Annotated in this window: 11 protein-coding genes; 9 read left to right on the top strand and 2 right to left on the bottom strand. The window is 65.0% G+C overall.

Translation table 11 applies throughout. The features are described from left to right. The first annotated feature begins 47 nt into the window (after window positions 1–47). The 8 genes from JHL16_RS29680 to JHL16_RS29715 all read left to right on the top strand — a co-directional run bounded on the left by JHL16_RS29680 (window position 48) and on the right by JHL16_RS29715 (window position 8,348). Window positions 48–1,268: an SfnB family sulfur acquisition oxidoreductase gene (locus tag JHL16_RS29680; protein ID WP_246771206.1), complete on the top strand. Its 1,221-nt coding sequence runs from the start codon at window positions 48–50 to the stop codon at window positions 1,266–1,268. 27 nt (window positions 1,269–1,295) lie between these two features. Continuing rightward, the gene (locus tag JHL16_RS29685; RefSeq protein ID WP_200188484.1) at window positions 1,296–2,684 is read left to right on the top strand and encodes an LLM class flavin-dependent oxidoreductase; all 1,389 of its coding nucleotides are present in this window, start codon (window positions 1,296–1,298) and stop codon (window positions 2,682–2,684) included. A gap of 77 nt (window positions 2,685–2,761) precedes the next feature. Next, a complete protein-coding gene (locus JHL16_RS29690) occupies window positions 2,762–3,817 on the top strand; it encodes an isopenicillin N synthase family dioxygenase (protein ID WP_200188485.1) in 1,056 nt (351 codons plus the stop codon). Between the two features lie 32 nt (window positions 3,818–3,849). Further along, window positions 3,850–5,184: an O-acetylhomoserine aminocarboxypropyltransferase/cysteine synthase family protein gene (locus JHL16_RS29695; protein WP_200188486.1), complete on the top strand. Its 1,335-nt coding sequence runs from the start codon at window positions 3,850–3,852 to the stop codon at window positions 5,182–5,184. A gap of 35 nt (window positions 5,185–5,219) precedes the next feature. After that, window positions 5,220–6,248 carry an ABC transporter substrate-binding protein gene (locus JHL16_RS29700; protein ID WP_200188487.1) on the top strand — a complete coding sequence of 343 codons (1,029 nt, stop codon included), beginning with the start codon at window positions 5,220–5,222 and terminating at the stop codon, window positions 6,246–6,248. Then, window positions 6,245–7,240 (top strand): ABC transporter permease subunit, encoded by a 996-nt coding sequence (locus JHL16_RS29705; protein WP_200188488.1) that lies wholly within the window; start codon window positions 6,245–6,247, stop codon window positions 7,238–7,240. Before JHL16_RS29700 ends, JHL16_RS29705 begins: the two co-directional genes overlap by 4 nt. After that, window positions 7,240–8,064, top strand: a complete 825-nt coding sequence (locus JHL16_RS29710; protein ID WP_200188489.1) for an ABC transporter ATP-binding protein — start codon at window positions 7,240–7,242, stop codon at window positions 8,062–8,064. The genes JHL16_RS29705 and JHL16_RS29710 overlap by 1 nt, the downstream gene beginning before the upstream one ends. Then, the gene (locus JHL16_RS29715; RefSeq protein WP_200188490.1) at window positions 8,061–8,348 is read left to right on the top strand and encodes a hypothetical protein; all 288 of its coding nucleotides are present in this window, start codon (window positions 8,061–8,063) and stop codon (window positions 8,346–8,348) included. Before JHL16_RS29710 ends, JHL16_RS29715 begins: the two co-directional genes overlap by 4 nt. Before the next feature lie 5 nt (window positions 8,349–8,353). On the opposite strand, the gene JHL16_RS29720 is transcribed toward JHL16_RS29715, so the two are convergent. Next, complete coding sequence (locus JHL16_RS29720) at window positions 8,354–19,231, bottom strand: autotransporter outer membrane beta-barrel domain-containing protein (RefSeq protein ID WP_200188491.1); 10,878 nt, start codon at window positions 19,229–19,231, stop codon at window positions 8,354–8,356. On the opposite strand from JHL16_RS29720, the gene JHL16_RS29725 reads away from it, so the two are divergent. Then, the gene (locus tag JHL16_RS29725; RefSeq protein WP_200188492.1) at window positions 19,221–20,507 is read left to right on the top strand and encodes an ATP-grasp domain-containing protein; all 1,287 of its coding nucleotides are present in this window, start codon (window positions 19,221–19,223) and stop codon (window positions 20,505–20,507) included. The two genes, JHL16_RS29720 and JHL16_RS29725, sit on opposite strands and share 11 nt — an antisense overlap. Here the strand turns inward: JHL16_RS29725 and JHL16_RS29730 are convergent. Next, window positions 20,500–20,883 (bottom strand): hypothetical protein, encoded by a 384-nt coding sequence (locus JHL16_RS29730; RefSeq protein ID WP_200188493.1) that lies wholly within the window; start codon window positions 20,881–20,883, stop codon window positions 20,500–20,502. The two genes, JHL16_RS29725 and JHL16_RS29730, sit on opposite strands and share 8 nt — an antisense overlap. Window positions 20,884–20,923: the final 40 nt, after the last annotated feature.

The raw sequence follows: 20,923 nt of genomic DNA on the forward strand, positions 1-20,923 counted from the left end.
GGCCGCGCCGATAGATATAAAGCGCGAACATTCCGATGGAGGCCTCCATGACCAGCCTTGCCACAGCGCCGAGCTTCGATCCGGCGCCCACCGCCCATGTGATCACGTCCGATGAAGAAGCCGTGGCACTGGCGCGCAGCCTGGCGGTCGAGTTCGCCGCCGAAGCCTCCGAGCGTGACCGCACACGGCACCTGCCCGCCGCCGAGATCGACCGGTTCTCGAGCACCGGCCTGTGGGCCATCACGGTTCCCAAAGCCTATGGCGGCGCCGAAGTCTCTTTCGCAACGCTCGCCGAAGTGATCAAGATCGTCTCTGCCGCCGATCCCTCGATCGGCCAGATGCCGCAGAATCATCTGGCCGCGCTCGATGCGATCCGCGCCTCGGCCTCGGAGGAACAGAAGAAATTGTGGTTCGGGCGCGTGCTCAAAGGCTATCGGCTGGGCAATGCGTTTTCCGAGGCCAAGAGCCGGCATGTCGGCGCCTTCGAGACGACGATCCGACCCGAGGGCGACGGCTATGTCGTCAATGGCGAGAAATTCTACGCGACCGGCGCGCTGTTCGCCCATTACATCCATATCGGCGCCGTCGACCCCCATGGCAAAGTCCATCTCGCCATCGTTCCGCGCGATGCGCCGGGCCTCACCATCACCGACAGCTGGTCGGGCTTCGGCCAGCGCACGACGGCGAGCGGCAATGTTTCGATCGCCAATGTCCGCGTCGACCCGTCGGGCGTGATCCCGGCCTATCTCGGCGGCGAGAACCCCTCCTCCAACGGTGCCGTCTCGCAGATCATCCAGGCCGCCGTCGATGCTGGCATCGCTTTGGCCGCGGTCGAGGAAACCATCCGCTTCGTGCGTGAGCACACAAGGCCCTGGATCGACAGTGGCCAGGAACACGGCCATGAGGATGTGTTCACCATCGCGCAGATCGGCGATCTCAAGATCAGGCTGCAAGCCGCCGAAGCGGTGCTCGAAGAGGCCGGCAAAGCCATCGACCGGATCGTTCACCAGCCGACCGACGACAATGTGGCGGAGACAGCCGTAAAAGTCGCCGAGGCCAAGGTGCTGACCACCGAGATCGCTATCCTCGCCACCAACAAGCTGCATGAGCTCGGCGGCACGCGCACGGTGCTCGGCCAGCACAATCTCGACCGGCACTGGCGCAATGCCCGCACCCATACGCTGCATGATCCGGTGCGTTGGAAATATTTCCATATCGGCAATCACGTGCTCAATGGTGTCAGGCCGCCGCGTCACGCGTGGAACTGACGGGCCGGCGCGAGCCCTGGATTACTCATGCCGAAACAGATCCGCCTCAACGCCTTCGAGATGAATTGCGTCGCGCATCAGTCGCCGGGACTGTGGCAGCATCCGCGCGACCGGTCGAAGGATTATGCAAGGCTCGATTACTGGGTGGAGCTGGCGCAGACGCTGGAGCGGGGAAAGTTCGACGGCCTGTTCCTCGCCGATGTGCTCGGCGTCTATGACGTGTTCGGCGGCACCGCCGATGCCGCGCTGAAGCACGCCATCCAGGTGCCGGTCAACGACCCGCTGCTCCTGGTGCCGGCCATGGCGCAGGCAACCCGGAATCTGGGCTTCGGCGTGACCGTCACTCTCTCCTATGAGCCGCCCTTCCCCTTCGCGCGGCGGATGACGACGCTCGACCACCTGACGCAAGGCCGGATCGGCTGGAACGTGGTCACGGGGTATCTCGACAGCGCGGCACGCAGCATGGGCCGCGACAAGCAGAAAGCCCATGACGAGCGTTATGCGGTCGCCGAAGATTATATGGATGTCGTCTATCAGCTGTGGGAAGGCAGCTGGGCCGACGACGCCGTGCTTCGCGACCGCAAAGGCGGCGTGTTCACCGACCCGAGACGGGTGCGCCGGATCTCACATCGCGGTCCGCATTACCGGCTCGACGCGATGCATCTGGGCGAACCGTCGCCGCAGCGCACGCCCGTCCTCTATCAGGCGGGCTCGTCGCCCGCCGGCCGCGCCTTTGCCGCCCGTCATGCCGAATGTGTGTTCATCTCTGGCCCCTCCAAGCAGGTCATCGCGCCCCGGGTCGCGGCGATCCGCAAGCTCGCCGCCGAGGCCGGGCGCGATCCGCAAAGCTTGCTGATCTTCGCCTTGATGACCGTCATCACCGCACCCAACCATGCCGATGCGCAGGCGAAACTCGCCGATTACCGCCGTTATGCCAATCCCGAAGGGGCGCTTGCTCTGATGTCGGGCTGGACCGGTGTCGATTTCTCGCGCCTCGATCCGAACCAGATCGTCCAGCATGTGGAGAGCGAGGCCGGGCGCACCGCGCTCGAGAATATCACGCGCGCCGATCCGCAACGGGCCTGGACGGTGAGCGAAGTCGCCAGTCACGTGGCGATCGGGGGCATCGGCCCGGTCATCGTTGGGTCTCCCGACCATGTCGCCGACGAGCTCGAATCCTGGATCGACGAGACCGATATCGACGGGTTCAATCTGGCTTTCGCGGTGAGGCCCGAGACATTCAGCGATGTGGTCGATCTCGTTGTTCCCGTCCTGCAGAAGCGCGGCCGCTACAAGCGCGACTATGCGCCAGGAACTTTGCGCGAGAAATTGTTCAGGCAGGGCCAAGCCCGCCTTGGGCCGGAGCATCCGGCGGCCCGCTATCGCTGGCGCGCGCAAGAAAAACTACAGGCATAGTTTAGCATAAGTCCTTTGCTCCGCGTGGCTCGCGCATGCGATCCAAACAGGCACCGATCGTTTGTGCGAGATGTGCCATGCCGGAACTCCATACCGAGAAACTCCCCATCCTGGATCTGAGCGAGCTCGACGAGGCGGCCAACCGGCGCCAGGCGTTTCTCGCCCGCCTGCGCGAGACCGCGCATGGCATCGGCTTCTTTTATGTCTCAGGCCATGGCGTACCGCAGCATCTCATCCGCGATGTGCTTGCCCAGTCGCGCCAGTTCTTCGCGCTTCCAGAAGCCGACAAGCTCGCCATCCAGATGGTGAACTCGGCGCAGTTCCGCGGCTACAACCGCGCCGGCCTCGAGCACACACGTGGCAAGCCCGACTGGCGCGAGCAGATCGATATCGGCGCCGAGCTGCCGGAGCGCGCCATCGACCGTTCCGCGCCGCCCTGGACAAGGCTGCAGGGGCCCAATCAATGGCCGGCCGCCCTGCCGTCGCTGCGTCCTGTCATTCTCGACTATCTGGGCCTCGTCACCGATCTCGCGGTGCGCATCACGCGCGCTTTCGCCGAAGCGCTTGAACAGCCGGCCAATATCTTCGAGCCGATCTACACACCGGCGCCCAATCAGCTCCTCAAGATCGTACGGTATCCGGGGCGCGAGAAAAGCGAAGGCGACCAGGGCGTCGGCGCCCACAAGGACAGCGGCTTCGTCACCGTCCTGCTGCAGGACACCCAATCAGGCCTGCAGGTCGAGGGTAAGTCGGGCTGGATCGATGCACCGCCCATTCCCGGCACTTTCGTCATCAATATCGGCGAGGTGCTCGAAATGGCGTCCAACGGTTATCTGCGCGCCAATGTCCATCGCGTCGTGTCGCCGCCCGCCGGCGGTGACCGCCTGTCGGTGCCGTTTTTCTTCGGCGCCAGGCTCGACGCGACCATTCCGGTCCTGGCATTGCCGCCGCATCTCTCGGCCCATGCGCAAGGTGTCACCCAGGATCCGCAAAACCCGCTCTTCCGCGATGTCGGCAAGAACTACCTCAAAAGCCGGCTCAGATCGCATCCCGACGTGGCGCGCCGGCATCATGCCGACCTGCTGGAGCCACGTGAGCGAGACGGCGCCCCGGCCGTCGCCTCCGCCTATTGAGCTTTTCATTCCGATCATCAGGGAGAACTATCATGACCGCCGACTCGAAACATCCCGAGACGCTCGCCCTTCACGGCGGAACTTATCGCTCCGACCCGGTGTCGGGCGCCGTCGCGGTGCCGCTCTATCAGACGACGTCCTACCAGTTCCAGGATACGGGACACGCCGCGCGGCTTTTCGCGCTGGAAGAGATCGGAAATATCTATACCCGCGTCCAGAACCCGACCCAAGATGCGTTCGAGCAGCGCATCGCCGCCGTCGAAGGCGGCGTCGCGGCGCTCGCGGTCGCTTCCGGCCAGGCAGCGTCCGCCTATTCGGTGCTGAATCTCGCGCAGGCCGGCGACAATATCGTCTCCTCGACCGACCTCTATGGCGGCACAGTCACGCTGTTCTCGCAGACACTCAAGCAGTTCGGGGTCGAGGTGCGTTTCGTCGATCCGTCGGACCCTGAAAATTTCCGCCGCGCCACCGATGCCAAGACGCGCGCTTACTACGCCGAATCATTACCCAATCCGAAGCTGCATGTCTTCCCGATCCGTGAGGTGGCAGCGATCGGACGCGAGCTCGGTGTGCCGCTGATCATCGATAACACCGCTTCACCCTTGATCCTGCGGCCCTTCGATCATGGCGCGGCGATCGTCGTCCATTCGGCCACGAAATATATCGGCGGCCACGGCACCAGCATCGGCGGCGTCATCATCGACGGCGGCAATTTCCCCTGGGAGGCGCATGCCGAACGTTTTCCCCTCCTCACCCAGCCCGACGGCGCCTATCACGGCGCGATCTGGACCGAGGCGGCGAAGCCCTTGGGCCCCATCGCCTATATCCTCAGGGTGCGCGTCAAGCTCTTACGCGACATTGGCGCCGCGGCCTCGCCCTTCAATGTCTGGCAGTTCATCCAGGGCCTCGAGACCCTGCCGCTCCGGGTGCGCCAGCACAATGAAAATGCGATCAAGGTCGCCGACTTCCTGTCCAAGCGGGCGGACATCACCCAGGTCATCTTCCCCGGCCTGCAGACCGGCAAACTACGCCAGCGCGCCGATCACTATCTGAAAGGCGGCTATGGCGCGCTCATCGGCTTCGAGCTCAAGGGGGGCATCGACGCCGGGCGGAAATTCATCGACAGCCTCAAGCTTCTCTATCATGTCGCCAATATCGGCGATGCCCGCTCGCTCGCCATCCATCCGGCCTCGACGACACATCAGCAGCTGTCGGCGGAAGAGCAGCTCGCCGCCGGCGTGACGCCCGGCTATGTGCGCCTCGCGATCGGCATCGAGCATCCCGACGACATCATCGCGGATATTCGCCAGGCGCTCGACGCGGCCAAAGAAGCGCATGAGCCCTCGGGCGTCTCGCGCGCCGCCTGATCCCGAATCCGTTCGTTGAGCCAAGGAGACATCGCATGACCATTCCAGCCGGACGTTCAGGCGGCGTGTCGCGCCGCAAGCTTCTCAAGGTTTCAGCCGCGGCGGGCGCCGCAGGTTCTCTCGGCATCGCCGGCAGCCGGCTCTTCGCGCCGGCGATCGCCGGGCCGGCGCCCAAGGTGCGCCTCGCCTGGACGGAAGTTGCCGCCTGCCATTCGCCTTTGGGCTTCGGCCTGGCGAAGGGCTTCTATGCCAAGCACAATGTCGATGTCGAACTCTTCTATCAGGGCGCCAGCGGCCAGACCCTCATCCAGGCGCTCGCCACCAACAAGGCCGATGTCGGCGCCGGTCTCGTGCTCGACTGGCTGAAACCGCTCGAGCAGGGCTTTGACGTCAAACTCTTCGTCGGCTCGCATGGCGGCTGCCAGCGCCTTCTCGCCTCACCGGCCTCAGGGATTACCGATCTCGCCGGCCTCAAGGGCAAACGTATCGCTATCTATGATCCGGGCTCGCCGCCCAAGATCGCCTTCGCGGTCACGCTCGCCAAGGCCGGCTTCGATCCCGAGCAGGACTTCACCTGGCAGGTGTTCCCCTTCGACCTTCTCGGCGAAGCGGTGGCGCGCGGTGACGCCGATGCGGCGGCCCATCTCGACCCCTGGGCCTATTCCATCCAGAAGCAGCATAATCTCGTCCAGCTCGCCGACACGCAGACGGGCGTCTATGAAGGCCGCGTCTGCTGCGTGCTTGGCGCCAATGGTCCTTTCCTCGCGGCGAACAAGGATGCGGTGCAGCGCGTCGCCGCCGCCAATCTCGAGATCCACGAATATACCGCCAATCATCCCGACGAAGTGGCGCAGTGGTATGCCGACACGCTCAAGCCCGGCATCTCGAAGGAGGATCTGACCGCCAATCTGTCGACCCTGGTGTTCCACAACCATCCCGTCGGAAAGGAGCTGGTGAAGCACATCAAACATTCGGTCGAAGATTTGAAGCTGACCAAGGTCATCGATCCCGGTACCGATCCGGAAGAGTTCGCCAACCGCATCACCCTGGATATCTTTGCGTGAGCGATCTGACCCAGATCATCGAAGCGGGGAAGCTCCAGGACCGGGCCAGCCCCTGGCCTCTATGGACGACTGGCTTCCTCGCCGCTTGCGCCTGGGGGCTCGGCGCCATCGTCACGATCGCCTTTCCCGATGTCGTTCCCTGGGGCGCGACGCAGCTCTTCGCCACTCTGATCGGCGCCGGCGCCGCAATATTACTGGTTTTGTCGTTCGTCGTTCAGCGCCTGGGCGCCGGCGGCCGCCTGATCGTCCATTACGGGCCCTGGCTCATTGCGCTGGGCCTGTGGTTCACCTTCTGGGAGATCTCCACCGCCAAGCTCGGCTGGCTGCCCAAGCCGTTCTTCTCGCCACCTCAGGGCCTCCTCAATGTCTATGTGGTCGACTGGCAGCGCCTGCTTCTGTGCATCGCCTATACGTTGCGCCTGTGGGCCATCGGCTTCGGCAGCGGCATTGTCGTCGGCTACGTCATCGGCGTGGCGCTCGGCTGGTCGCGCGGTGTCAGCTATTGGGGCATGCCGGTGCTCAAGCTCATCGGACCGGTGCCGGCGACAGCCTGGATCCCCTGCACCTTCTTTTTCTTTCCGACCACTTTCGCGGCGAGCTGCTTCATCGTGGCGCTGGCTTCCGGCATCCCGGTCGCAATCCTCACCGCCTCGGGCGTCGGCGCGGTCAACCGGTCCTATTACGATGTCGGCCGGATCCTCGGCGCATCCAACTGGTATCTCATCCGCAATATCGCGGTGCCGGCGGCGCTGCCACATGTCTTTGTCGGCCTGTTCATGGGACTTTATTATTCCTTCGCCGTGCTGGTCGTCGCCGAGATGCTCGGCGCCAAATATGGGCTCGGCTGGTACATCCAGTTCCAGACCGCCTATTCGGCCTATGCCAATGTCTATGCGGCGCTGCTGATCATGGCCTTCCTCTGCGCCTCGATCGTCCGGCTCCTCTTCGCGGTGCGCGATCGCCTGCTCGGCTGGCAGAAAGGCTTCATCTGATGACCAGCGCCATCACGCCCCTGAATGTGCTCGAGCGGCGCAACATCGCCGTCGACATTCACAAGGTGAGCCATCATTTCGACCTGTTCGGAACCAGCCTGCCGGTGCTCGACACGATCGACCTTGCGGTGGCGCCCGGCGAGTTCGTCGCCCTTCTCGGCCCCTCGGGCTGCGGAAAATCCACCCTGCTCCGACTCATCGCAGGCCTCGACCGCCCGGCGACAGGCGATATCCGCGCCGACAATCGGCTGGTCACGGCGCCCGACCGCTCGCGCATCCTCGCCTTCCAGGATCCGACCCTCTTTCCATGGCGAACCGTCTGGTGGAATGTCGCAACCGGGCTTGAGGCGCAAGGCACGCTCGAGCGTCACCGCAAGCGGGTGGACGATGCGCTGGCGCTGGTACGGCTCAGCGAATTCGCCACCGCCTATCCGCATCAGCTGTCGGGCGGCATGGCACAGCGCGTCGCGCTGGCGCGCGCCCTCGTCAATGACCCCAAGCTGCTGCTGCTCGATGAGCCCTTCGGCAAGCTCGACTCCTTCACCCGCATGGGCATGCAGTCGGAACTGCTGGCGCTCTGGCTGCAGCAGGCCTTCACCGCGATCCTGGTCACCCATGACATCGAGGAGGCGCTGCTTCTCGCCTCACGGGTGATCGTCTTGAGCGACCGGCCGGCGCGCATCCTGCACGAGCTCACCATCGATCTCGACTATCCGCGCCGCCGCGACGATCCGGCCATCATCAATCTGCGCCGCGAGATTGCCGGCGAGCTCGGTCTCGAGCCCGCGGACGCACCCAATATCCAGAAGCGGGCCGTCTCATGACGCTCCCACGCGTCCTGGGTCTTCTCGGCGCCGCGGCGCTCACGATCGCCGCCGGATGGTGGTGGCTCGTCTTCCGGCAGGTCATCGACAATGGCTATATGTCGCTCAGTGGTGCCGTGCTCTGCGCCGGAACCTCGTCGGCCGCCTGCGACCTCGCCATGGCGCTGTGCGGCGCCAAACATCCTTTCGGCATCGAGACCTATTCGGCGAACCTCTTCTGGCTGGCCTTGGCAAGCCTCTTTGCGAGCCTTGCCGCCAGGACCTATACCCAACTAGCAGACTAGAAAGCTCAGAACGGCACCGAGACCTTGGCATTGCCCTGATAGGACTCGACGTCTTCGCCCATGACGCCGACACCGCTCAGGCCGATGACCAGGCCGCCTTGCGAGAGCACATCGAGACCGAGCTCGAGCCGGCCCAGCGTGCTGTCGAATTCGGCATCGGCATAGAAGGGCGAAACATCGCCCGAGGGCCCGACGAGCCCGGTATAGACCCGCGTATCGGGATCGATGTACTGCACGACCGCGAGCTTGGACCAGGCGCGCAGCAGAGCCCCGCCGTCGCTCATCGACGTCTCGCCGCCGAACTCCACGAAGGGCATGACGAAGCCATTCGCATTGATGTGGTCCTGAACCGCGAGATTGCCGAGCCCGCCATCCTTTTCCGTGAAGTCGTCCTGGAAAAGCGCGGAGACGGCAGCATCGACGCCGAAGCGGAAGTAGCTGTCGTCGAAGTCGTAGGCATGCGCGATCTGGATACGGGTCGCCGCAATGCCCACTTGCTGCGTGGCTTCGGCATTGCCGCCAAGATCGGCAAGCGCCACGCGGCGGGTGGTGTCGAACCAGCCATAACCGCCGATGAGCGACGCCGCGGCGGTGGTGCCGCCGACGCGTCCCTTGAACACGACGCCGGCCTGGACGCGATCACCCTCGACATTGGCGAGATCCGCCAATTGGGCGTCGGTCGATTCATAGGAAAGACCGAAGCCGACGAAGCGGTCGTCGCCGATGCTCTTCTGGATGCCGCCCGCGACCTGATAGACGTCTTCGTCATAGCCGCTGTACTGGAAGGACTTGTCGTAGCTTGTGGTTCTCCCTGAGACGCGCATCCAGCCGCATTCGCCCTGGGCGACGAAATGAAACTCGCCGGAAACCTGGCGGCAGCTCATCAACGCCTGGCTGAAATCGTCCACCGCCATCAGGGTCGAGGCGAGATTGCTCGCATAGACCTCCGGCGTCAGCATGGCGTAGGCGTTCTGTAGATCCTCGAGCGTCGGCAGGAGGAACAGGTAACCGACCAGAGGCGCCAGCTGGGTCTTGGAATCGGCAATCTGGAACCGGTTGACATAATCGCCGACCCGTGTCTGGTTGCGATTCATTCCGCCGCCGATACCGGCAAAATCGATGTCGTAGCTCAACACGACATCCTCGGGATTCGGATAAAGGATCTCATATTTGGCGACGGCGGAAGCCGGCGCCTTGAGACCGAGCGACTTGTCGGTGACGCCGCCATCGGCGCTCAAAATGGTCACCTCGTGATAACCCGGCGAAACCTGCGTCGGATTCACGATCTTCAGATCCACCGTGCCCTTGAGCGCGGCTTCACCGGTGGCATTGATACGATCGGCAAGGCCGGTGATCGCATTACCCGCCACGAAGTCGAGATCGACTTCATAGAAGCCCGTTGTCGACTGCTCGATATTGCCCTTCAGCGCCGTCGTGTAGACGGTGTCGATGGCGTTGCTGGCACCGGGCGCCAGGATGCCGTTGTTCAGCAGCTTGTTCGTACCGTCATTGAGGTTGACGAGCTTGCCCATGTCGAAGCGCGCCGTTTGCGCATTGGTATAGCCATTGGCGCCGGTTCCGAGATCGACGATGCCAGCCATGTAGAAGTTGTTGAGGATCGAGTCGTTCCCCGACGTGCCGGTCACGGCATAACCTTCGATCTCATCGTCGGTGAAGACATAGCCGTTGTTGGTGAACAAGTTCGTCGCGCCGCCGTCGAAAGCGACGGATGTGCCCGAAGTGCCGCCCACTGCATATTTGCCGGCCGCCAGCGTGACCTTGATGTCGCCGCCCACGTCGCCGACGCTCTGGGCGAAGACCGCCGTCGAGCGGGCGCCCTCGGTGACGACCGAGCCGTTGAGATCGAGCGTTACGGTGCCGCCATTGCCGGTGCCGCCGGCGCTGCCGGCGAAGAACGTGTCGTGGACGAAGCCACCGGTGCCGACGAGTCCGGCAAAGGCGCCGTTGACGAGGCCACCGCCGCCGCCGATCGATTGCGCGATCACGCCGAAGGCGTCGCCGCCCTTGGTGACCACGTCGTTGTTCTGGATGAGCGTGACAGCTCCACCATTGCCGGTATTGTCACTGCGCAATGTGGTCGTGACCGCGCTGGCATCGGTGGTCACGAAACCACCGCCACCGCCGATCGACTGCAGGAGGATGCCATGTGCCTGAGCACCCGCGGTCTGGACGGCGCCGTTATTGGTGAGCTTGACCGAACCGCCATTGCCGCTGGCGCCGTTGGTGCCGCCGAGATTCACGAAGAGCTCATCGACAGCGAGAACCACTTGGGTGCCACCACCGGAGCTGACGCTCTGCTTGATGAGGGCGACGGCGAGATCGCCCGCAGTGCCGGTGCCGTCATTCTTGGTGAAATCGATATCGCCGCCATCGAGAGTACTGCCGCCATCCGCGCCGGCCGTCACGGTCGCCGACGACAGAAGCGCCATGACCGAGGCCGCCGACATCGGGCCGGCGCTGCGCGCCGCCAACGGAGCCGGAGCCCCGTCCTTGATGTTGAAGGTGCCATAGCCGCCGCCGCCGCCGATCGACTGGGTCAGGCTGCCGAAGGACGCCTTGCCATCCGTGAAGATGACGCCGGACTGGGTGATCTTGATGTCGCCGCCGGACTCGTTGGTTCCGTCCGTGCCGCCGAGACGCAGATCGATGCCTCCGGCAACCATGCCCTGTATCGAGGTGAGCTGGATATTCGAGCGGCCGCCGCCGCCGCCGACCGTCTGGACGAAGAGGCCCGAGCCCAGATCGCCCCACATGCCGATTTCACCGGTCAGCGTGCTGTCGGTGATGTCGCCGCCATTGTTGTTGCTGCCGTCCTTGCCGCCGAGCTGCTGGAGGATCTTGAGCGGATCCATCTCGCTTTCGTCGTTGAGCGCCAGCTTGGCGAAGATATTGCCGCCGCCGCCGCCGACGGCCTGCACGCCGGCGCCGGTGGCGAAATTGCCGGTCGCATAGCTGCCGCCATTGGTAACGACCTTGACGGCGCCCGCCGTGCTGTTGGTGGTACGGTCACCACCCGCCAGCAGCGTCACAACCGGATCTTCGGTGATGCGGGTTTGGGTGTTGTCGTCATCGACGCCCGGCAGAGCATTGCCGCCGGCGAGGCTGGTGATGCCGGTGAAGTCCATGACGAAATCGCCGCCGCCGCCATTCAGGCTTTCCGCCTTGATGGCCTGTGCGCCTTCACCCGAGACGGTGATCTTGCCCGTATTGATGACGGTCACGCTGCCGCCTTCACCGCCCGAATAACATTCAAGCGCGGTGCAGCCGGCGCCGAGCGCGAAGGACAACGGATTGGCAATGAGCGTCGACAGGCCGCCGATGCCGATGCCGACATTGGCATTGCCGCCGCCGCCGCCGATCGACTGCGCCACGATGCCATGCGAGCCTTTGCCGGTGGTGATGATCTCGCCGCTGTTCTCGACGTTGACCACGCCGCCATCGCCGCCCGATCCGCCGAGGCCGCCGAGTGCCAGCACCGGTGCCATGCTCTTCGAAGAGATCACCGCATTGACGGCCAGCGCAATGCCGCCATTGCCGCCGCCGCCGCCGATCGACTGGGCGAGGATGCCATAGGCTTCTTCGCCGGTCGTGGTGATCTTGCCTTCATTGATGACGGTGACCTTGCCGGCATCATTGCCGGTGCCACCCTTGCCGCCGATATTGAGGCCGATGAGCGCGCTGTTCTTGCCGGTGCCGGCGAAGTTCAGCGAGACCACCGAGCTGCCATTGCCACCGCCGCCGCCGACGGACTGCGCGAAGATGCCATGGGCTTTCTTGCCCTCGGTGTAGATCACGCCGCCTTTGTCGTCCGCGTCCGGGCGGTTGGTGACCAGCACTTCGCCGCCTATGCCGCCTTCGCCGCCAGTGCCGCCGATATTCGCAACGATGCGCTTCGAGCCGTTTTCGCCCTGCGGAACGGAGAGCGAGAGATTGGCGACGAGACCGGCATCGCCGCCGCCGCCGCCGAGCGACATGGCCTGAATACCGAAGGCCCCTTCGCCCTTGGTCCAGATCGTACCTTCGTTCAGCACCTCGGCCATGCCGCCGGTGCCGCCTTTGCCACCTTCACCGCCGACAGCCATCTCGAGCGAGTTGCTGTTGCCCTTGAAGGCCAGGGTTCCGGTAAAGACCAGGCCGCCATCGCCGCCGCCGCCGCCCACCGAGCGGGCCTGGATGCCGAAGGAATCCTTGCCTCCGGTGGTGATGAGGCCGGAATTGGTCACCCAGACTTTCTTGCCATTGGCGCCTTCACCGCCCTTGCCGCCGATATTGACGGATCCCGAATTGTTATCCTTGCCCTCGCCGCCGCTGGCGAGCGTCACCTGGATGATCTGGCCGCCGGTGCCGCCGCCACCGCCCGTCGATTGCGCTGTGATGCCGGCGGCGCTGGCGCCTGTCGTCGTCAGCTGCGCCTTGTTCTTCACAGTGACGGTGCCGGCATCGGAGCCGGTGCCGCCTTCGCCGCCGACGCCGACACGCGCCGAGAAATTCTCCTTGATGACGGGTGTCAGCACACCGCCGCCGATACCGCCGCCGCCGCCCACCGACTGGGCGAAGATCGCATGCGATCCGGTGCCTCCGGTCCCTATCGACCCGGACGTCTCGACGAGGACGTCGCCGCCAATGCCGCTGTCGCCGCCTTTCAAGCCGACCTGAATGCCGGCGCTGCCCGCTTGCGCCTCATCGCCCGAGCCTTGCGTCGCCTTCACGCCGATCGCGATCGTGCCGCTCTTGCCGCCGCCGCCACCAACGCTCTGCGCCAGGACGCCGACCGAGCGCTCACCTTTGGTCGTCAGGTCGCCATCCGATGTCACCGTGACGTCGCCGCCATCGGCGCCGGTGCCGCCTTCGCGGCCGATACCGACATTGATGGCGTTCTTCGACTTCACCGCAACGGCGGTGCTGGTCCGGGTATTGCCGCCGCCGCCGCCGACCGACTGCGCGAAGATCGCGCCCGAATCATCGCCTTCGGTCGAGATATTGCCGGTGTGGTGGACGATGACGACGCCACCCTTGCCGCCGTCACCGGTGCCGCCGCCTACGGCTACATTCACGCCGGTGGCGTCTTTGTTGATGCCGCCCACGATGTTGATATTGGCGTTGCCGCCGCCGCCGCCGATCGACTGCACGAAAAGCGCGTCGGAGCGGTCGCCGTGAGTCTCGATGTCGCCCTTTTGGTTCACCGTGACATCGCCGCCGATGCCGGCGGCGCCACCTGAACCACCGATGCCGACTGAGATCTGCTTCGGCTGGCTGTCTCCGGCACTGCCATTGAGGGAGATGCCGATATTCATGCCGGCATTGCCGCCGCCGCCGCCGATCGACTGGACGGTCAGGCCATTCGACTCATCGCCAGTCGTCTTGAGCAAGGCTTGCGTCACAAGTCCGCGATTGACCGTCACCGTACCGGCATTGCCGCCAGCGCCGCCGCTGCCGCCGACACCGACGACGATGGGATTGCCCTTCGGCGAAATGACGCCTGCCACATTGAGGCCGCCGACACCACCGCCGCCGCCGATCGACTGGACCAGGATGCCGCCGCCACGCTCACCGAATGTCTGCTTGGCCCGATCATAATCTTCGTCGTCCGGCGCAATCGCGACGTTGCTCGACACCACGACCTTGCCATCGCTGTCGAGCGTCACCGCGCCTGCATCAGCGCCGGTGCCGCCATTACCGCCAATGCCGATGGCGGCGCTGTAGCCCGGCCCCAAGGCGAGATTGCCGGCAACATTCAGACCGCCGCTGCCACCGCCGCCGGCGATCGACTGAACCAATATGCCGATGGAATCGGTGCCGCCGACCTCGACCTCGCCGACCTGCTTCACATCGACAATGCCGCTCTTGTTGCCGTCGCCGCCGAAGCCGCCGAGACCGAAGACGAGCGACGGATTGCTCTTGCCATCGCTGGCGATATTGATGCCGCCGCTGATATTGATGCCGCCGTCGCCGCCACCGCCGCCGATCGACTGTGCCACGAGGCCGCGGGCCTGATAGCCATTGGCCTTGAGCTTGCCCTCGACATCGGCATCGACGCGCTTGCCCAAACCACCATCGCCGCCGAAGCCGCCGACACCCGCCGTCAGATTTCCGTTCAGGGTAATGCTGCCCGAGACGTTGGTGGCGCCGTTGCCGCCGCCGCCGCCGATCGATTGCGCGATGACCGCGGATTTATAGTCGCCGACCGACTGGAACATGATCGGCGCCTTGGCGGTGAGATTGACGAACTCGGCGTCACCGCCGCCGCCGCCGAAGCCGCCGAGGCCAAGCGACACCGCATAGCTCTTGCCGAAAACCGCGCTGCCCGAAATGGAGCCCGACACGTTGAGGCCGCCATTGCCGCCGCCACCGCCGATCGACTGGGCGATCACGCCGTTCGAGCCGTTCGCCCAGCGGTTGACGCCGTCGACGAGCGTCGGCGCGCCCCCATTCACACCCATTGTGCCATCGGCGATGACGTTGCCGGTCACGACCGCCGTCACGCTGCCGGCATCGCCGCCTTTGCCGCCGAAGCCGCCAATACCGATAGAGGCGGCGCCGGCATCGGCCGCGAAGGACAAACCGAGACTGCCGGTGACATTGATCGCGCCATTGCCGCCGCCACCGCCAATGCTCTGGATCGTCACACCATCGGCCAGATCGCCATGCGTGGTCACGTTGCCGATCACATCGAAATCGACATTATTGCTCCTGCCGCCATTGCCGCCGAAGCCGCCGAGGCCAAAGCCGAGGGCGCCGCCGTCGCTGACCGAGGCGCTGACAGAGCCCGTGACATTGAGGCCGCCATTGCCGCCGCCGCCGCCGAGCGACTGCACCAGGATGCCATCGGCATCGTGGCCTTGCGTGGTGATATTGCCGGTATGGCTGCCGGTCACGGTCAGGGCGTCGCCACCCTTGCCGCCGAAGCCGCCGATACCGACACCGATCGCCGCGGACTTGCCGCCGGTGAGCGACACATTGCCGGTGACATTGATGCCGCCGGAGCCGCCGGAGCCGCCGAGGCTCTGGATCACGGCGCCTTTCGCGCCGTCGCCTTCCGTCGTGATATTGCCGGTGGAGTTGGAAACGACATCCCAGCCCTTGCCGCCATCGCCGCCGAAGCCGCCGACACCGACGCCCAGCGAGCCGCCATCATCGGAAGATCCCGAAATGCCGGCCGTCACATTGAAGCCGCCATTGCCGCCGCCGCCGCCGAGGCTCTGCACGAAGAGCGCCGTTGCGTCTTTTCCTTTGGTCTCGATATCGCCGGTGATGGTCGACGTCACCTTGCGGGCATCGCCGGCGCCGCCGCCGAAGCCGCCGACACCGACACCCACCGCACCTGCGAGCTTCTGCGAGAGGGAAATGCTGCCCGTCACATTGAAGGCGCCATTGCCGCCGCCGCCGCCGATCGACTGGACGATGACACCCTGGGATTTATCGCCGCTGGTTTTGACATTGCCGATGATCGTCGCGGTCACCGCCTCGGCGTTCTTGCCGCCGCCGCCCATGCCGCCGACACCAACGCTGACGGCGAGCGCCCCGTCGCCCCCGGCGGCGATGCCACCCGAGACATTGAAGCCGCCATTGCCGCCGCCGCCGCCAATCGACTGGGCGACAAATCCGTTCGACGACTTGCCGGAGGTCGTGATGTTGCCCGTCTGATCGGCAATCACGATGCCCGCCGTGCCGCCACTGCCGCCCGCGCCGCCGACACCGACCGCGACCGCGCCGGCGCCCGTCGAGGCGGCGCCGATCGCACCTGATACGTTGAAGCCGCCATTGCCGCCACCGCCGCCAATCGACTGCGCCAGATAGCCGGTGGAACCGTCTTTCGTGGTTTCGATATTGCCGGTGACGCTGACATCGACCTTCTCGGCATTACCGCCACCGCCCGCGGCACCGCCGACGCCGACGGCAACCGCGCCCGCGCCTTTGCCGGAGACCGAAATCGCCGCTGAAACATTGAAGCCGCCATTGCCACCGCCGCCGCCGATCGATTGCGCGGTGAAGCCGTTCGAATCGAGGCCGGTCGTCGTGATACTGCCGATGACGTCGGCGATGACCACCTGGCCATTGCCGCCAAGTCCCGCAGCGCCGCCGACGCCCACGGCGGCGGAGCCCGATCCGGTTCCCGCACCGGTGATGGTGCCCGAGACATTGAAGCCGCCATTGCCGCCGCCGCCGCCGACGCTTTGAACGACGACCGCATCGGCGTCGGTTCCGCTCGTGGTGGCATTGCCGGTCAGCTTCGCCGTGACCGCCTCGCCATGACCGCCGCCGGCGCCCGAGCCACCGACGCCGATCGATATCGCCCCGGATCCGGTGCCGGCACCCGCGATGGTGCCGGTGACATTGAAGCCGCCATTGCCGCCACCGCCGCCCACCGACTGAACGACGAGAGCGTTCGACCCGGCGCCCGTGGTCTTGATATTGCCGGTCACCGTGCCATTGACGATGCCGCCATTACCGCCGGAGCCACCCGAGCCGCCCACACCGATGCCCACCGCGCCACTGCCGGTGCCCGAACCCGCGACTGCGGCGGCAACCGAGAAGCCGCCATTGCCGCCACCGCCGCCGACGGACTGGATGACAACGCCATCGGATTCCTTGCCGCCGGTCTCGACATTGCCCGTATAGGTGGCGATCACGGTTCCGCCCGTGCCGCCCGTGCCGCCCGATCCGCCGACGCCGATCGCACCGGCGCCCGCGGTGGCGCCCGCACCCGCCACGGCAATCGACACCGAATATCCGCCCGAGCCACCGCCGCCACCCACCGATTGCGCGATCAGGCCCTCGGAGAAGTCATTGGTCGTCTTGATCGATCCGCCGGCATTGACGGTGACCAGATCGCCATTACCACCGCCGCCACCCGCGCCGCCGACGCCGATCGAGCCGGCAATCGCCGCGCTCTCGCCGGCCGCCGCCGAAATGGCAATCGCATAGCCGCCGCTGCCGCCGCCGCCGCCGACCGACTGCACCATAATGCCGTCGGAATTCACACCCGTGGTGGTGACATCCGCATAGCCCGTGAGCTCGACCTCGCCGCCCTTGCCGCCACCCCCGGCCTTGCCGCCAATGGCGATCGCCAGACTGCCGGCGTAGCCCACAGTGGTCTGCACGCTGGCGCCGCCATTGCCGCCGCCGCCGCCCACCGATTGAACGGTCACGCCATTCGAGCGCTCACCATGCGTCTTGATGATCGCCGGATCGTTGGAATTTTGCGACAGATTGACCGTCGCCTTCTTGCCTTCGCCGCCGGTGCCGCCGGTGCCGCCCAGGGAAAAGCCGACGAAAGCGGAGCCCGAATAGGCGCCGCCGCCATTGCCGCCGCCACCGCCGACGCTCTGCGCCAGGAGGGCGGTCGAATCATTGCCCCAGGTTTCGAGGTCGCCGGAATTATTGACCGTGACGGTATCGGCATTGCCGCCGCCGCCACCGGCACCGCCGATCGTGACCATCCCACCGCTGGTGCCGCCATTGCCGCCACCGCCGCCGATCGATTGGGCGAGAATGGCCTGCGAGGAAACGCCGTTGGTGACGATCTTGCCGGAATTGTTGACCACGACGATGCCGCCGGCACCGCCGCCCGTGCTGCTGCCGCCGATCGAGACGAGGCCACCGCTATTGCCGCCATCGCCGCCGCCACCGCCCACCGACTGGGCGAAGATGCCGATGGAGCGCGCGCCGTCGGTGGTGATCACCCCGGCCGACGAATTGGTGACCGTGACCGATTTGCCGGCGCCGCCGAAGCCGCCGCTGCCGCCGAGGGAAACGACGCCGCCGCTCCAACCGCCAGCGCCGCCGCCGCCGCCGACGCTCTGGGCGAAGATGCCATGGGCGTCGACCTCCCGCGTATGGATCAATCCGGAATTGCCGACGATAACCGTGTTGCCATTGCCGGCGCTCGCGCCGCTGCCACCATAGGCGAACGCCCCCGTGGCACTGCCGCCCGAGCCCGCATAACCGCCGATGCTCTGAGCGAAAATACCGATGCCGCCTATCCCAAAGGTATCGACGCCCGCGGCGTTGCTCACATTCACCGTGCCGCCGTCCTTGGGCGCGGCCCCGCTGCCGCCTTGGCCGGCGATCGCGGCGCCGTTGAGAGAACCGCCGCTACCGCCAACGCCGCCATTGCTTTGCGCAAAGATGCCGGAAGCCCCTTTGCCCTGCACGGTGATGAGTCCACTGGTCGTCGTTACGGCGACAGAGCCGCCGGCGCCGCCCTTACCACCGTCTCCACCTTCGCCCCAGACACCGAGAATCGAGGTTACATTGCCGCCATCGCCGCCATTGCCGCCATTCGCTTCGGCAAGGATGCCGTGAACCTTTTCGCCGGACGTCGAAAGGTCGCCGCTGCTGTTGACGGTTACGGAGCCGCCATTCCCGCCCGCGCCGCCATGTCCGGCATTTATGATCACCGGCGCGACAAAGGGCGGGATAGGTATGGGAACGATGAAGGAGACGCCGGTTCCACCCTCGCCACCATTGCCGCCATTCGCCCGCGCGATGAGACCAGCACCGGTATGGGGCGTGCCGGTGTAATTCAATATCGTCGTCGTGCCGCCGCCACCGCCGTCGGCATTTTCACCGATGCCATCGGTGCCGTTGCTGCCATTGCCGCCCGAACCATTGAGGATGATCACGCCGGCATTGGTCGACAGCCCATTCGCGGTGAGCGTCGTATTGGCTTGCGAATAGTTGGCGCCGGCCAGCATGTCGCCGGTGCAGGTGATGACGCCGGGCGCTACGGTGCAGCCCGCAATGGCGATCGACGGCGCGCCCAGCCACAGCGCTGCCGTGGCGACGGAACCTAGAAGCAGTTTACCGAAATGATCGGCCTGGGATGGAGGCGCAATAGCTTTCGCCGTCGTGAAAAACACGAACCCTGATGCGTGCCTCATTTTCCCCTTTGCCCGCCGCCAGCGTTGCCCCCAGAATCGCTCGCAACTCTGTCGCCGTTATTTATTTCTTAAGTATACCCTCATTGATTTTACGTCCAGTCAAAACAATGAAATCACATCGTTATTTGCGGGCGCTGACAAATACTGCGCGATCGATGTCGCTATTGTCCCACAGTGGTACGACAGCCAAGTGAAGCTGCTAAAAATGTACAGGGCGTGTCCGGAGCCGGTCGACCGCAACGCCGTCACAGCGCACCAATTACGACATTTACCTAAAGTCAACTTTTATGTTAAACCGCCTCTACCGGAGGCAGGTTTCATGGCCGAAACTTATAATCTCGTCCTTGTTCACTTTCCCGATCGCCAGTCCGTTTCGGACTATCTGACGATCCGAAACATGATGGTCGGGCCGGCCCCCGACATAGACGTCTATGTCCTGTCGGTCGCCACGCCCCCGCCCGCCAATTTCTGGCCCACGATGGCCAAGCGGCCAACGCTCATCTTCTCCTTCGCTCCGACACCCATCGATCCCGCGGCGCGCGGGCGACGGCTCATCTCTCGCGCCGTCAGCAAGATGGAAGAAATCAATTTGATGAAGCAAGCCGGATTTGCAGTCCCGGAGGCCCGGCTGATATCCTCCGGCCTGACGCTCGATGAAGCGGATTGGGGGCCTTTCACCGTCGTCAAGCCGAACCGCGGCATAAGAGGGCGAGGCGTCCGGCTGGTCCGCACCCGGGATGTCGGCTGGGTCGATACCGCCAAGCTGCCCGCCGATCATCCCCTTTTCGGGCATGAGTTCGTGGCGCAGCGCTATATCGAGACAGGGCCTTTCATCGCCTGTCATCGCGTGATGACCATGCTGGGCCGGCCGATCTACTGCGTGGCCTCGACGGCGACCGAAAAACATCCCGAATTCGACAGCGCAGGCAGCGAGCCCCTGAATATTCCGATCGCGGCCAACAGCATGAAGAGAAAGATGACCCTCTGCTATGAGGAGGACGTCATCGAGCTCGCCACCTCACTCCATGCGTCCCTGCCGCATCTGCCCGTCATGGGCGTCGACATCATTCGCGAGCACGCGACCGGCCGGCTCTATCTTCTCGAATTCAACTCGCATGGGTTCGTCTGGCATCTCTCCTCGCAAATCGGCTGCAGTCATCAACGTGACAACGGGATCAATTACTACAGCCAGTTCCACGCTCTCGAGACGATGGCAGAAGCCCTGACGGAGGCAACGCGCGCGCTTGCTACATGACCGGCGTGGCGAAGAAGCAGATCACGCCATAACGCGGCGCCGTGCGGTCCATGTCATAGATGCAGGCGTAGAAAGGATGCTCGGCCTCGGGCGGGCTTTGGATCCTCTTCCAGGGCACGACGGCATCGACAGGCGCCTGCGCATCGGGATTGACCGTCCGCGCCTGGTCGACGGTCATGGTCAGCCGATACCCCTCCCGCACCTCGCTGACCCAGGCCGGATCCACCGGTGCGCAATCATGGCCGCCACAACAGTTCGATTGATATACGGGATCGGCTGTGTAGCCGTACCAGTCATGCGCCAGGACGAAACGCGGGGTGGCCGGGAAGATCCATGCGGCGACAATCACGGCTAAGAACGGCCACAGCTTGCTCATCAGCACACTCCGGCTCGGAAAAGCGCGGCCCCGCTTTGGC

Origin of the sequence: Taklimakanibacter albus (assembly GCF_016595235.1) — a bacterium.
Classification (GTDB): Bacteria; Pseudomonadota; Alphaproteobacteria; order Rhizobiales; family Aestuariivirgaceae; genus Taklimakanibacter; species Taklimakanibacter albus.